At 57.9% G+C, this 11,956-nt stretch carries 12 protein-coding genes and 2 tRNA genes; 7 read left to right on the forward strand and 7 right to left on the reverse strand.

Features of this window, described 5'->3' with window-relative positions:
- Nucleotides 1–129: 129 nt before the first annotated feature.
- The 5 genes from CVE23_RS05220 to ptrA are packed head-to-tail and all read left to right on the forward strand — an operon-like array spanning nt 130 to nt 4,954.
- Entirely contained in the window at nt 130–621 is a 492-nt protein-coding gene (locus CVE23_RS05220) for a prepilin peptidase-dependent protein (RefSeq protein ID WP_100850411.1), read from the forward strand.
- Nucleotides 615–1,208 (forward strand): prepilin peptidase-dependent protein, encoded by a 594-nt coding sequence (locus tag CVE23_RS05225; protein WP_100849048.1) that lies wholly within the window; start codon nt 615–617, stop codon nt 1,206–1,208. Before CVE23_RS05220 ends, CVE23_RS05225 begins: the two co-directional genes overlap by 7 nt.
- On the forward strand, nt 1,198–1,644 hold the full coding sequence (locus CVE23_RS05230) for a YgdB family protein (RefSeq protein WP_188726080.1): 447 nt from the start codon (nt 1,198–1,200) through the stop codon (nt 1,642–1,644). Before CVE23_RS05225 ends, CVE23_RS05230 begins: the two co-directional genes overlap by 11 nt.
- On the forward strand, nt 1,610–2,017 hold the full coding sequence (locus CVE23_RS05235; protein WP_038918061.1) for a prepilin-type N-terminal cleavage/methylation domain-containing protein: 408 nt from the start codon (nt 1,610–1,612) through the stop codon (nt 2,015–2,017). Before CVE23_RS05230 ends, CVE23_RS05235 begins: the two co-directional genes overlap by 35 nt.
- Before the next feature lie 39 nt (nt 2,018–2,056).
- A complete protein-coding gene (ptrA, locus tag CVE23_RS05240; RefSeq protein WP_100850413.1) occupies nt 2,057–4,954 on the forward strand; it encodes a pitrilysin in 2,898 nt (965 codons plus the stop codon).
- A 121-nt stretch (nt 4,955–5,075) separates the two neighbouring features.
- On the opposite strand, the gene argA is transcribed toward ptrA, so the two are convergent.
- Nucleotides 5,076–6,401: an amino-acid N-acetyltransferase gene (gene argA, locus CVE23_RS05245; protein ID WP_013316727.1), complete on the reverse strand. Its 1,326-nt coding sequence runs from the start codon at nt 6,399–6,401 to the stop codon at nt 5,076–5,078.
- Between the two features lie 224 nt (nt 6,402–6,625).
- On the opposite strand from argA, the gene amiC reads away from it, so the two are divergent.
- A complete protein-coding gene (gene amiC, locus CVE23_RS05250) occupies nt 6,626–7,864 on the forward strand; it encodes an N-acetylmuramoyl-L-alanine amidase AmiC (protein WP_038918062.1) in 1,239 nt (412 codons plus the stop codon).
- Between the two features lie 79 nt (nt 7,865–7,943).
- Here the strand turns inward: amiC and CVE23_RS05255 are convergent.
- Nucleotides 7,944–8,020: transfer RNA gene (locus CVE23_RS05255), tRNA-Met, on the reverse strand.
- A gap of 39 nt (nt 8,021–8,059) precedes the next feature.
- A tRNA-Met gene (locus CVE23_RS05260) sits at nt 8,060–8,136 on the reverse strand.
- 210 nt (nt 8,137–8,346) lie between these two features.
- Here CVE23_RS05260 and mltA point away from each other — a divergent pair.
- Entirely contained in the window at nt 8,347–9,498 is a 1,152-nt protein-coding gene (gene mltA / locus CVE23_RS05265; RefSeq protein WP_100849049.1) for a murein transglycosylase A, read from the forward strand.
- Nucleotides 9,499–9,557: 59 nt separating this feature from the next.
- Here the strand turns inward: mltA and CVE23_RS05270 are convergent, their stop codons facing one another.
- Genes CVE23_RS05270 through CVE23_RS05285 form a run of 4 tightly spaced genes read right to left on the reverse strand, consistent with a single transcriptional unit; the run spans nt 9,558 to nt 11,896 of the window.
- The gene (locus CVE23_RS05270) at nt 9,558–10,010 is read right to left on the reverse strand and encodes a GNAT family N-acetyltransferase (RefSeq protein ID WP_268236160.1); all 453 of its coding nucleotides are present in this window, start codon (nt 10,008–10,010) and stop codon (nt 9,558–9,560) included.
- On the reverse strand, nt 9,937–10,416 hold the full coding sequence (locus CVE23_RS05275) for a GNAT family N-acetyltransferase (RefSeq protein WP_038918066.1): 480 nt from the start codon (nt 10,414–10,416) through the stop codon (nt 9,937–9,939). Before CVE23_RS05275 ends, CVE23_RS05270 begins: the two co-directional genes overlap by 74 nt.
- Nucleotides 10,416–11,426, reverse strand: a complete 1,011-nt coding sequence (locus tag CVE23_RS05280) for a D-2-hydroxyacid dehydrogenase family protein (protein WP_100849050.1) — start codon at nt 11,424–11,426, stop codon at nt 10,416–10,418. The genes CVE23_RS05275 and CVE23_RS05280 overlap by 1 nt, the downstream gene beginning before the upstream one ends.
- A gap of 23 nt (nt 11,427–11,449) precedes the next feature.
- Entirely contained in the window at nt 11,450–11,896 is a 447-nt protein-coding gene (locus CVE23_RS05285; RefSeq protein ID WP_100849051.1) for a GNAT family N-acetyltransferase, read from the reverse strand.
- Nucleotides 11,897–11,956: the final 60 nt, after the last annotated feature.

Below are 11,956 nucleotides of genomic sequence, written 5' to 3' on the forward strand. Positions count from 1 at the left end.
CTCCTGATTTGCGAGCGGCCGCGCAGTTTCTCTGTATGTTGCCGCCGCCCCGCATCTTGCCTGCGAAGCGCCTCGTAACCCCATCCTCTGGCGCTATTCACGCTGATACCGCGCTTTAGAATGGCGGTCATGAACAGAAACAACGTACGGCAACAGGGTTTTTCCCTGCTGGAACTCATCGTGGTGATCACCATTATGGCTTTGCTGACAGGCGGCGGGCTGCATAGCTGGCTGGCTTATCGCCAGGCGCTTTTGCTGGAGCAGCACGCCCGGCACCTGCTGGCATTCATGACGCGCATACAGGCCAACGCCTACTGGCGCAATCAGACCGAAAGTCTGTGGTTCAAGTCGGCGGGTGATAGCTGGTGTATTGGGAATGGCGCTGAACCGGCTTCCTGTCCGCCGGAAAGCGCTTTCGTTTTTAACCGCGCGGTGCGGGATACGGCGATCGCCGAAACCACCAGCGAGCGGCTGGTGTTTTACGGCCTGCGTAATGCCGCACAGGCTGGGCATCTCACCCTGAGCAACCCGGCTGGGCGCGTGAGGCTGGTGATCTCGGCACGCGGGCGCTTGCGCCTTTGCAGCGAGTCCCGGCCAGTACAGGGGATCCCGCTATGTTGAACAGATTAACCGGGAAAGCCGCAGGCGGGTTTACCCTGCCGGAAGTGATGCTGGCGATGGGGATGAGTAGCCTGATCATGCTGGCGGTGGCGCAGCTGCTGCCGTTGCTGCGGGCCCAGACGCAGGATAGTGCCAGCCTGATCCGGCTGGAACAGTTGCTGGGGCAGACCCTGTTCGGAATAGAGAAAGACATTCGGCGCGCCGGATTTTGCGCCGGCCGTTGTCAGGGAAGCGCGCTGACGCTGGAGGCCGGCGCCACGAAACAGGTGAGTTGCCTATCAGTGGCTTATGACGTCAACCGCAATGGTCGTTGGGAAACGGTGGAACAGTCGGAGCCGGAGTTTTTCAGCTATCGCCTGCGCGATGGCACGCTGGAGGTGCAAACGGGCGGCCCCCGTTGTCAGGGCAACCGCTGGGAGAAATTGCTGGATCCCGGCGAAGTGACCATCGCCCGTTTTGAGGTAACGAAGGAGACGTCCGGCGCGCAACCGCGTTATCGGATATTGCTGGAGGGGTACTGGACCGCGCGTTCGACACGGCGGCGGCAGGTCGACAGCCTGGTGGCAGGGAGGAATCATGCAGGGTAGGCGGCAGCAGGGCAGCATACTGGTGATAGTGATGCTGGTTATGATGATCGGCTTGTTAATGTTGGGCGGATTGCAGCGCCAACTGGATATTCAGTTGCAGCAGGGAATTGACGAACAGCGCTTCTGGCAGGCATTCAATCAGGGGCTGTCGTCGCTGAACTGGGGAATGGGGTTGCGCTGGCAAGCCACCGGCGAGTGGCAGTGTCAGGCTCAGCAGTCGGCACAGTTACGCGCCTGTCTGCGTATAAGTGGCGAAGACCATTCCGGGCTATTGCGGGGGGAGGGGCGGATAGCCGGTAATCCGCAGCCACTGGCGTTTTATCACCGGGTCATGGCCGATGCCGCAGCGGCCGACGGCGGCATCCGGCCCGTCGCGGGCGGATGGCTGGATTTTTGCCCGGATGCGGCGGAGCCGGCCTGTGTCCCGGCGCAATGAAAGGTCGCGTCGTGAGCCCTGCGCTGGGTTCAGTCTGCCGGAAACACTGGTCGCCGCGCTGTTATTTGCGGTTTCGTTGGTCGGCCTCTTGCAATATCATCAGGTACTTCAGCAATCGTTGTTGCATCAGATGCAGCAGCGTCAGGCGTGGCGGCTGGCTCATCAGCAACTGGAAACTGAAGGCGCAGACAGCGTTTCATCGTCGTCGCGGAGCGTTCCCGCCGGATGGCGTGTGAGCCGGGAAGAACAACGCCATCCTCCGGCCTGTCGCCGTGTGACGGTGACCGTAGTGACGCCCTATCGCTATCGTGCGGTGCTCGGCCGCTGGTTTTGTGATACCCCTGACGCAGTTGTGCAACGTGACAGCCCATAGCCTGGAATAACTGCCTGTATAACGCCTTTGGAGATGTTGATGCGGAAATCTTGTATTTGGTTAAGCGCTTTATTGCTGTGTTTCTGGTTTCCGATCAGTCAGGCGGCGGATGGCTGGCAGCCGCTACCCGAGACGATAAGAAAGAGTGAGAATGACGTTCGACAGTATCAGGCGATACGGCTTGATAACGGTATGACGGTTCTGCTGGTGTCCGATACGCAGGCCACCCGTTCGTTGGCGGCGCTGGCGATACCGGTCGGTTCGCTGGATAATCCCCCGCAACAGCCGGGTCTGGCCCACTATCTGGAACACATGCTGCTGATGGGGTCGACGCGTTACCCGCAGGCGGATGGGCTAGCCGAATTTCTGAAAATGCACGGCGGCAGCCATAATGCCAGCACGGCGTCTTATCGCACCGCTTTCTATCTCGAAGTGGAAAACGATGCGTTGCAGCCCGCCGTCGACCGGCTGGCCGATGCGATTGCCGAACCACTGCTCGATCCGGTCAACGCCGATCGTGAGCGCCACGCGGTAAATGCGGAGTTGACCATGGCCCGTGCTCGCGATGGCTTGCGCATGGAGCAGGTGGAAGCCGAAACCATTAACCCGGCGCATCCCGGCTCCCGCTTCGCCGGCGGCAACCTGGAAACCCTCAGTGATAAGCCCGGCAGTAAACTGCATGATGAACTGGTCAATTTCTACCAGCGCTACTACTCCGCCAACCTGATGAAAGGCGTGATTTACGGCAAGTTGCCGTTGCCGGATCTGGCTGCCATCGCCGCCTCGACCTTCGGGCGGATAGCCAATCGTCAGGCCAGCGTACCGCCGATTGCCGCCCCTGTGGTGACTGATGAACAGCGCGGGTTATTCATTCATTATGTCCCGGCGCAACCCCGCAAGCAGTTGAAGATTGAATTTCGGATCGATAACAACAGCCCGGCGTTTCGCAGCAAAACGGATACCTACATCAGCTACCTGATCGGCAATCGCAGCCAGAACACGCTTTCTGACTGGCTGCAAAAACAAGGTCTGGCCGAGTCGGTACGCGCCAGTTCTGATCCCATGTCCGAGCGCGACAGCGGCGTCTTCAATATCAGCGTTGATTTGACCGACAAAGGACTGGCACAGCAGGATAACGTGATCGCCGGGGTGTTCAGCTATCTGGAAAAACTGCGTAAGGAAGGGATTCAGCCGCGTTACTTCGATGAGATATCACGGGTGCTGGGTATTGATTTCCGCTACCCCTCTCTTACCCGCGATATGAGCTATGTGGAGTGGCTGGCGGATACCATGCTGCGGCTACCGGTGGAATATACCCTTGAAGGACCTTATCTGGCGGATCGGTTCGATCCTGAGGCGATCAAGGCGCGGCTGTCGGCCATGACGCCGCAAAACGCGCGTATCTGGGTAATAAGCCCGGAGCAGCCCCACAATAAAGAGGCGTATTTTGTTGGCGCGCCTTATCAGGTAGACAAGATTGGCGACGAGCGGATGGCGCTGTGGCAGAAGACGGCACAGTCGCTGGCGCTCAGTCTGCCGACGCCCAACCCTTACATCCCGGATAGTTTTTCGCTGATTGCCGCGGATGCCGCCATCACGCATCCGAAGAAAGTGGTCGACCAGCCGGGGCTGCGCGTGTTTTACATGCCGAGCCGCCATTTCGCCAGCGAACCCAAAGCCGATATCACGCTGATGCTGCGTAACCGGATGGCGAGCGATTCCGCCCGTCATCAGGTGCTGTTCGCCCTGAATGATTATCTGGCCGGCGTGGCGCTGGATGCGCTCAGCTACCAGGCATCGGTGGGCGGCATCAGTTTCTCCACCGGCAGCAATGACGGGCTGATGATGACGGCCAGCGGCTACACCCAACATCTGCCGGAGCTATTGCTGACGCTGGTGGAACAATACGCCAGCTTCAGCTCGACGGAAGAACAGCTGGAACAGGCAAAATCCTGGTACGCCGAGCAGTTGGATGCAGCCGAGAAGGCCAAAGCGTACGAGCAGGCGATGTTCCCGATTAAGGGGTTGTCGAGCGTGCCTTATAGCGAACGAAGCGAGCGGCGCAACTTGATGAAGGATATTACGCTGCAGGAGCTGATGGAATACCGCAAGGCCTTACTGCATCAGGCTGCGCCGGAAATGCTGGTGGTCGGCAATCTGGAACAGGACAAGGTGGTTAGCTTGTCGCACAGCCTGCGTGAACGTCTTGGCTGCGGCGGCACCGAATGGTGGCGCGGACAATCCGTCAGCATCAGCCAGCCACAGCGAGCCACGCTGCAACGCAGCGCGACCAGCACCGATTCGGCGCTGGCGGCGGTATATATTCCGACAGGGTATGACGAAGTACAGAGCGCGGCTTACAGTAAGCTGCTGGGTCAGATCATTCATCCCTGGTTCTTTAATCAGTTGCGTACTGACGAACAGCTGGGCTATGCCGTGTTCGCCACCCCGATCTCTGTCGATCGCCAGTGGGGGATTGGTTTCCTGCTGCAAAGCAACAGCCAGCAGCCTGCCTACCTCTATCAACGTTATCAGGACTTTTTTGGCAAGGCGGAGCAGCGCCTGAGCGCCATGAACGCAGAGACGTTTGCCCAGAATAAGCAGGGGTTGATCAATGCGCTCAGTCAGCCGCCTCAGACGCTGGATGAAGAGGCGGCCCGCCTGCGCGGCGATCTGGAACGGGAGAATTTTGCCTTCGATACCCGCCAGCAGTTGATTGGACAACTGGCGTCTATTTCGTCGGCGCAGTTAACCGACTTTTTCCGGCAGGCGCTGCATCCACAGGGGCTGGCGATTCTATCCCAGATTTCCGGCAGTGCGAGTGGGCAGGCTGACTATGCCCGGCCGTCGGAATGGCAATCCTATGCATCGACTTCCGCACTGCAACGAACGCTGACGTTGAAACCGGTGGAACAAAAACAGACGGAAACCCAGTAAGGCGCCGGACAGTAGGTGCTGCTGAAAGTATGAATGCCTGCGCCAGGAGAAATGGCTGGCACAAGGAAAAGCAGGGAAACCGAGCGGGTAACGCGTGGCGATGAACCACGCGTTATTTGCCTTACAGGTCGATGACCAGAATCTTGGAGCGACGCTGGTAGTTGTAAAGCTCCTGCTTGCGTTTCGGTAATACGGCGACTTCCGCCGGCTGGAAACCGCGTTCCTGGAACCAGTGGATGCTGTGGGTGGTCAGCACAAACAGGCGTTTGAGCCCCTGCTGGCGAGCCTGTACGGCGATATGGTGCAGTAACTGATCGCCACGCGACGAGTTGCGGTATTCCGGGTGCACCGCCACGCAGGCCATTTCACCGATGCTCTCCTCCGGAAACGGATAGAGCGCGGCGCAGGCGATAGTCAGATTATCGCGGACCACCACGGTGAATTTGTCGATCTCCATTTCCAGTTGTTCGCGCGAACGGCGCACCAGAATGCCTTGCTGCTCCAGCGGGCGAATCAGCTCCAGAATACCGCCGATGTCATTGATGGTCGCCCGGCGGATTTGCTCGGCGCTTTCCATCACGATCTGGGTGCCGATGCCGTCACGGGAGAACAGTTCCTGCAACAGCGCACCATCTTCCTGATAGCTGATCAGGTGGCTGCGGCGTACTCCGCTGCGGCAGGCTTTCACCGCACCGCGCAGGAAACGCACAATCTCGGAGTTATAGTCACCGGCTTCCTCCAGTGACTGAATACGCTGCTGGGCTTCGTCTGGCAACAGTTCGGACACAATGCTGCCTTCGATATTGGTCACGCCCTGGGAGGCGCAGAAACCGATCATCTTTTCGGCCCTGAGTTTGATAGCCAGCTGGGTGGCGACTTCTTCCGACGTCAGATTGAAACTTTCGCCGGTGACGGAAACCGCCACCGGGCCCAACAGCACGATGGCGCCGCTGTCCAACTGACGATGCAGCGCTTCTTCGTCAATGCGGCGAATGCGCCCGCTGTGGCAGTAGTCGACGCCATCATCCACGCCCAACGGCTGGGCGATGATAAAGTTGCCGCTGACCACGTTAATGTGCGCGCCCTGTAGCGGCGTGTTCAACAGGCTCATCGACAGCCGGGCGGTGATGTCCAGTTGCAGCATGCCTGCTGCCTGTTTCACCAGTTCCAGCGTGGTGCTGTCCGTTACGCGGGTATGTTTGTGGTAGCGAGGCTCGTAGTGATGGGCCATCAGGTTCGCATCGATCTGGGGGCGTGCGCCGTAAACCACCACCAGCTTGATGCCCAGACTGTGCAACAGCCCGATATCATTGACGATTTTGGCAAAATTTTCATGTTCGATAGCTTCGCCGCCGAGCATGATGACAAATGTTTTACCACGATGTGCGTTGATGTAAGGAACTGAGTGGCGGAAGCCTTGAACCAGTTCTGTACTACGTTCCTTCACTGCGAGCCCTCTTTGAATTTTTATTCGATATTTTCGTATTTTTATTCTTCGTAAACTAAAAGGCAAGCGATAACTTTTCGGTCTGGCCCGATAGTTCAGCGAAGTCTGCTTATCACAGTAAAAAACATAAAAATGATTTTTGCATGACAGTCTGATGCGTATTGGTTAAAGTTTTTGACGTTTTTATCAATCTGCCTGATTTCTTTAGCCATTACCGGAGTTGCATGTCTGATCCGAAGCACCATCTGACCCGTCGTCATTTATTACAGGGCGCCGCCGCCACCTGGTTACTGAGTATCAGCGGCATCGGGCTGGCCGCCGCCTCGCAGGTGATTGCCGTGCGGGTGTGGCCTTCTTCCGCCTATAGCCGTGTGACGCTGGAGTCCAGCCAGCCGCTTAAGTATCGCCAGTTTATGCTGGAAAATCCCGATCGTCTGGTGGTGGATATTGAAAATGCCTCGTTGAATAGCGTGCTGAAAAATGCCGGTCGGCAATTCGAACGGCCGGATCCTTTCATCAAAACGGCGCGCGCCGGGCAGTTCGACAAGAATACCGTGCGTCTGGTGCTGGAATTAAGGCAGAAGGTCAATCCTAAACTGTTTACGTTGGCGCCGGTCGCCGGCTTCCGGAACCGTCTGGTGATGGATTTGTATCCCGCCGCCGGTCGTTACGACGACGCTGATGACCCGTTGCTGGCGTTGCTGGAAGATTACAATAAAGGCGATCTGGAACGGACGCTGCCGCCGGAAAAGCCCAAAGACGGCAAGGCGGGGCGCGAAAGGCCGCTGGTTATCATGCTTGATCCGGGGCACGGCGGAGAAGACCCTGGCGCCATCGGCAAAAACCGGACCCGCGAAAAAGACGTGGTGCTGCAAATTGCCCGACGCCTGAAAGCGCTGATCGAGCGTGAGCACAACATGAAGGTCTACATGACCCGCAATGAGGATGTGTTCATTCCGCTCAAAGTGCGGGTGGCTAAAGCGCGCAAACAGCGCGCCGACCTGTTTGTCTCCATCCATGCCGATGCTTTCACCAGCCGGGCCGCCCGCGGTTCCTCAGTGTTTGCGTTGTCAAAAAAAGGCGCGACCAGTTCAGCGGCGCGTTATCTGGCGCAAACCCAGAACGAATCGGATTTGATTGGCGGCGTCAGCCTGAGCGGCGACCGCTATCTGGACAGCACCATGTTTGACATGGTGCAAACCGTGACCATCAACGACAGCCTGAAATTCGGCAAAGAAATTCTGCATCGGCTGGGAAAGGTCAATCACCTGCACAAAAACAGCGTCGATCAGGCCGGGTTTGCGGTGCTGAAGGCGCCGGATATTCCGTCGGTACTGGTGGAAACGGCGTTTATCAGCAATCTGGAAGAGGAGCGCAAGCTGCGCACCAGTCGTTTTCAGCAGCAGGTGGCGCAATCGATTCTGGAAGGGATCAAAGCCTATTTTGCGGCTCAGGTGCGATAAGCGCCGAAAGGCGTACTGTGCCGGAAAGAAATGCCTGAATTGCAGGCATAAAAAAACACCCGTTCGGGTGTCTATTTATTGGTTGCGGGGGCCGGATTTGAACCGACGACCTTCGGGTTATGAGCCCGACGAGCTACCAGGCTGCTCCACCCCGCGTCCGTCTTCTTTCTTCTGATATGATGCTGGTACATTAATTGGTTGCGGGGGCCGGATTTGAACCGACGACCTTCGGGTTATGAGCCCGACGAGCTACCAGGCTGCTCCACCCCGCGTCCGTGGATGCGCACTATACTCCGCGTTCGCTTCGATGCAACCTCTTTTTGCAAATAGTTTACGCTTTTGCCGACGGGTGATGGAAATGTCGGCATTACGTTGCTTTTTTAGACTGCCGAGTGTCGTTTTGATGCGATGCGTTTTATTCTCACCGCCTGTTTGTTATCGTTCTGCGTGGTTTCACACTCAAGCAAGAAGAGAGCACGGAAATGAAAGGATGGTGGGGGAAGTACGTGTTGACCGGGGTCGTCATCGCCATACTGGCCGGTTGTCAGACCCGACCCAGCGATCGTGGTCAGCAATATAAAGATGGCCGTCTCGATCAGCCGCTGGAATGGGTCAACGCGCCGAACGCTAACGGCAAGCCGGTAAACACGGTCGATTTTTCCCAACAGATCAGCCAGATTCAGGCATCCTCTCCCGGACTCTACTCCCGCAACAGCGATATTTTTCAGGCCATCCAGAACTGGATTCAGGCTGGCGGCGATACCCGCCAACTGACGCAGTTCGGCCTCGGCGCCTGGCAGATGGAAGGCGTCGACAGCTTTGGCAACGTGCAGTTTACCGGCTACTACACCCCGGTGGTGCAGGCGCGCCACTACCGTCAGGGCGAGTTCCGTTTCCCACTGTACGCCATGCCTCGCGTACGCAAGAACGGCCGTCTGCCGGATCGCTCCGCCATTTATTCCGGCGCGCTGAGCAACGAACTGGCTATCGCCTGGACTAATTCGCTGATGGACAACTTCATGATGGAAGTGCAGGGCAGCGGTTATGTGGATTTCGGCGATGGCAGCCCGTTGACCTTTTTCGGTTATGCCGGCAAAAACGGTCATGCTTACCGCAGTATCGGCAAAGTGTTGATTGATCGCGGCGAGGTGCCCAGAGAAGAGATGTCGATGCAGGCCATCCGACAGTGGGCCGACCGGCACACCGAAGCGGAAGTCCGGGAATTACTGGTGCAGAACCCCTCTTTCGTGTTCTTTAAACCAATGGCGTCGATGCCGGTGAAGGGCGCCAGCGCGGTGCCGTTGGTAGCTAAAGCGTCTGTGGCGTCTGACCGCTCGCTGATCCCGGCCGGCACCACGTTGCTGGCGGAAGTGCCGCTGCTGGATAATCAGGGCAAATTTACCGGCAAATATGAGATGCGTTTAATGGTCGCGCTGGATGTCGGCGGTGCGATAAAAGGGCAGCATTTCGATATTTATCAGGGTATTGGGGCGGATGCCGGACACGCCGCCGGGTTCTACAATCATTACGGTCGGGTGTGGGTATTAAGAAACGCGCAGTCTTCTTCTGCCATGCCGTTGCTCAGCGCAGGCAACAGCACCGGGGCTGGTGGACTGGTCAGTAGTTCCAACTAATGATTTTCGTCCCGCCGTACTATTGCTGTATCGCGGCGGGACATTCCTCTTCCGCAGGCCTACCGGTTGGTTGTATTTGCCGGGCGTATTCTCGCCATGTGAAAGACATCCGTGAAACGGCCATGACGGAAGGCGTAATCTTTGGACTCGCCTTCGACGACAAAGCCGAATTTTCTGTATAGCGCCAGCGCGGCGTCGTTATCGGTGTAAACGGTTAGCTCAATACGGTGGATGTTAAGCCAGTTGTCCGTCAGGTCGGTCAAGGCTGACAACAGGGCGCTGCCAACTCCCCGATGCTGATGCGTATCCTTGACGCCCATGCCAAAGGTTCCGGCATGGCGGCGGCATCGCGTGCTTCGGTACGTCTGATAATGATATCGCTCATTTTTTTCTCGTGCTGGGAACCGGAATAACAGCCTATCGCTTGTCGAGATATTGTCAGTCGATAACTTTGACCATCGGGATACAGGCCAGCGAGAAGCCCCGCGGCGAGTGGTAGAGGCTGACTTCATCGCCTGAAAAGCCCAGCGAGCGGTAAAACGGCGCGGCGTTCAGGCTGGCGTCGAGCCGAATTTCCGCCAGACCTGCCGCGCGAGCCTGCGTTTCGAGATGTTGCATCATCCGTTTGCCCACCCCTTGCCCCATCGCCTCCGGGTCGACAAACACCGCGTCGATCATGCCGGTGTGGAGGTTGATCATACCCGTTGCTACGATCCGGCCGGCTCTCTCCGCCAGGTGAAAATGGTGGGTGACGGTGTTCTCGAAAGCCTCGCTGAGGGTGCCGCTGGCCCAGCGCTGCAGTTGCTCTGGCGCATAGTCATGGCGACAGCCGTGCAGGATGGCGCGGTTACGCAGGTCAAACGCCGTTTGCGCATCGTTTCGGCGGGCTTTACGCAGCGTGATCGCGGGAGGTTGCATCAATCGGCTCCTGTTGCGGCGTTTCGGCTGGGGGTAAAAAGCGCCGGGTCGTTGACCAGATTGGCCGGGCGCCCAGCGGCAAATGCCGCCACGTTCTCAAACGCGGTTTTAAAATAAAGCTCGTAGCTGTTGCGCTCGACATAGCCGATATGCGGCGTGGCCAGCACATTAGGCAGCGTCAGCAGCGGTTCGTTTGCCGGCGTTGCGGGTTCGTGGTCGAAGACATCCAGCGCGGCCTGTTTGCCGGGATGGGCGGACAGCTCGCGCCATAGCGCGCCCGGCTCCACCAGTTCGGCGCGGCTGCTGTTGACGAACAACGAATCCGGTTTCATCAATGCCAGGTCCGGCTGCGTTACGCTATGACGGGTGGCGTCGTTCAAACGCAGATGCAGCGACAGCACGTCGGCGTCGGCAAAAAACGCAGCCTTGCTGTCGGCGGCGGTAAAACCGTGCTGGCGCGCCAGTTCACGTGACGTCTCGCTGCCCCACACCAACACCGTCATGCCGAATGCCGCGCCGTATCGGGCGATACGCTGTCCGATTTTGCCGTATCCCCAGATGCCGAGCGTCAGGCCATGCAGCGTTCTTCCCAATCCCAACCTGCCGTTCTGTTGCCAGTGACCCTGAGCTAACTGGTCGCGGTAACAGGGCAGATGGCGCGAAGCCGCCATGATCAAACTCCAGCACAATTCGGCGGGCGCCACCGGCGAGCCGGTGCCTTCGGCCACCGCGACGCCATGCCGGGTACAGGCGTCAACGCTGAGGTGCTGGCTCACCTTGCCGGTCTGGCTGATTAACTTCAGGTTCGGCAGTTGAGCCAGCAATTCATCGGTAATACGGGTACGTTCACGAATCAGCACCAGCGCTTGGGCATCTTGCAACTGTGCCGCCAGTTGGGCGGTATCGGTATAGGTCTGATTCAGAATCCGTACCCGATGGCCGTTCAGTAGTGAAAAGCAGTTCAGCTGTCTGACGATATCCTGATAGTCATCCAATATGGCGATGTTCATGCAGGGGCTCCTTGTCTGTTTTTTTATTGCGGCTGAGGGCGGCAGGTCATGATGAATTCCCGGTCGTTTTGGTCGGTGACCCGAAATCCCAGCCGGTGGTAAAGATGGCGCGCCGGATTATTTTTCAGCACGCTCAACACCACCGGTTGGCCCTGCGCCGATGCCTGCGCGAGCAGGGTTTCAATCAATAGCTTGCCGAGGCCGCGGTTCTGAAAATCCGGGTGGATCTGAATCTGAATCAGATACCAGTGCTGTTCCTGCGGCATGAAGCGATATTTGAACAACCCGGCGGGCTGCCCCTCCACCCGCACGATATGGGCGTGTTCAAACTCGTAGCGAACGCGCCGCATCAGGCTGTCGCTGTCTGTCGATGCGCCGATGTCCGCCAGATATTTCCCCATAGTCAGCCTGCGCAGTTGCAGCAGGAAATCGATATCCGATTCGGTGGCGGGGATCAGTTCAGGATGCATGGTTTCCTCCGGCGGAGCGCCGCCTAATGAGCGTCATCAGTTAAAGTGCCACAGCTCACC

Origin of the sequence: Dickeya fangzhongdai, from assembly GCF_002812485.1 — a bacterium.
Lineage (GTDB): Bacteria > Pseudomonadota > Gammaproteobacteria > Enterobacterales > Enterobacteriaceae > Dickeya > Dickeya fangzhongdai.

Excerpts from the sequence above, each read along its gene's own strand:
- CVE23_RS05220 (WP_100850411.1), top strand. The coding sequence starts at position 130 with ATGAACAGAAACAACGTACGGCAACAGGGTTTTTCCCTGCTGGAACTC.
- CVE23_RS05225 (WP_100849048.1), top strand. The coding sequence starts at position 615 with ATGTTGAACAGATTAACCGGGAAAGCCGCAGGCGGGTTTACCCTGCCG.
- CVE23_RS05230 (WP_188726080.1), top strand. The coding sequence starts at position 1,198 with ATGCAGGGTAGGCGGCAGCAGGGCAGCATACTGGTGATAGTGATGCTG.
- CVE23_RS05235 (WP_038918061.1), top strand. The coding sequence starts at position 1,610 with ATGCGGCGGAGCCGGCCTGTGTCCCGGCGCAATGAAAGGTCGCGTCGT.
- ptrA (WP_100850413.1), top strand. The coding sequence starts at position 2,057 with ATGCGGAAATCTTGTATTTGGTTAAGCGCTTTATTGCTGTGTTTCTGG.
- amiC (WP_038918062.1), top strand. The coding sequence starts at position 6,626 with ATGTCTGATCCGAAGCACCATCTGACCCGTCGTCATTTATTACAGGGC.
- mltA (WP_100849049.1), top strand. The coding sequence starts at position 8,347 with ATGAAAGGATGGTGGGGGAAGTACGTGTTGACCGGGGTCGTCATCGCC.
- CVE23_RS05270 (WP_268236160.1), bottom strand. The coding sequence starts at position 10,010 with ATGAAGTCAGCCTCTACCACTCGCCGCGGGGCTTCTCGCTGGCCTGTA.
- CVE23_RS05275 (WP_038918066.1), bottom strand. The coding sequence starts at position 10,416 with ATGCAACCTCCCGCGATCACGCTGCGTAAAGCCCGCCGAAACGATGCG.
- CVE23_RS05280 (WP_100849050.1), bottom strand. The coding sequence starts at position 11,426 with ATGAACATCGCCATATTGGATGACTATCAGGATATCGTCAGACAGCTG.
- CVE23_RS05285 (WP_100849051.1), bottom strand. The coding sequence starts at position 11,896 with ATGCATCCTGAACTGATCCCCGCCACCGAATCGGATATCGATTTCCTG.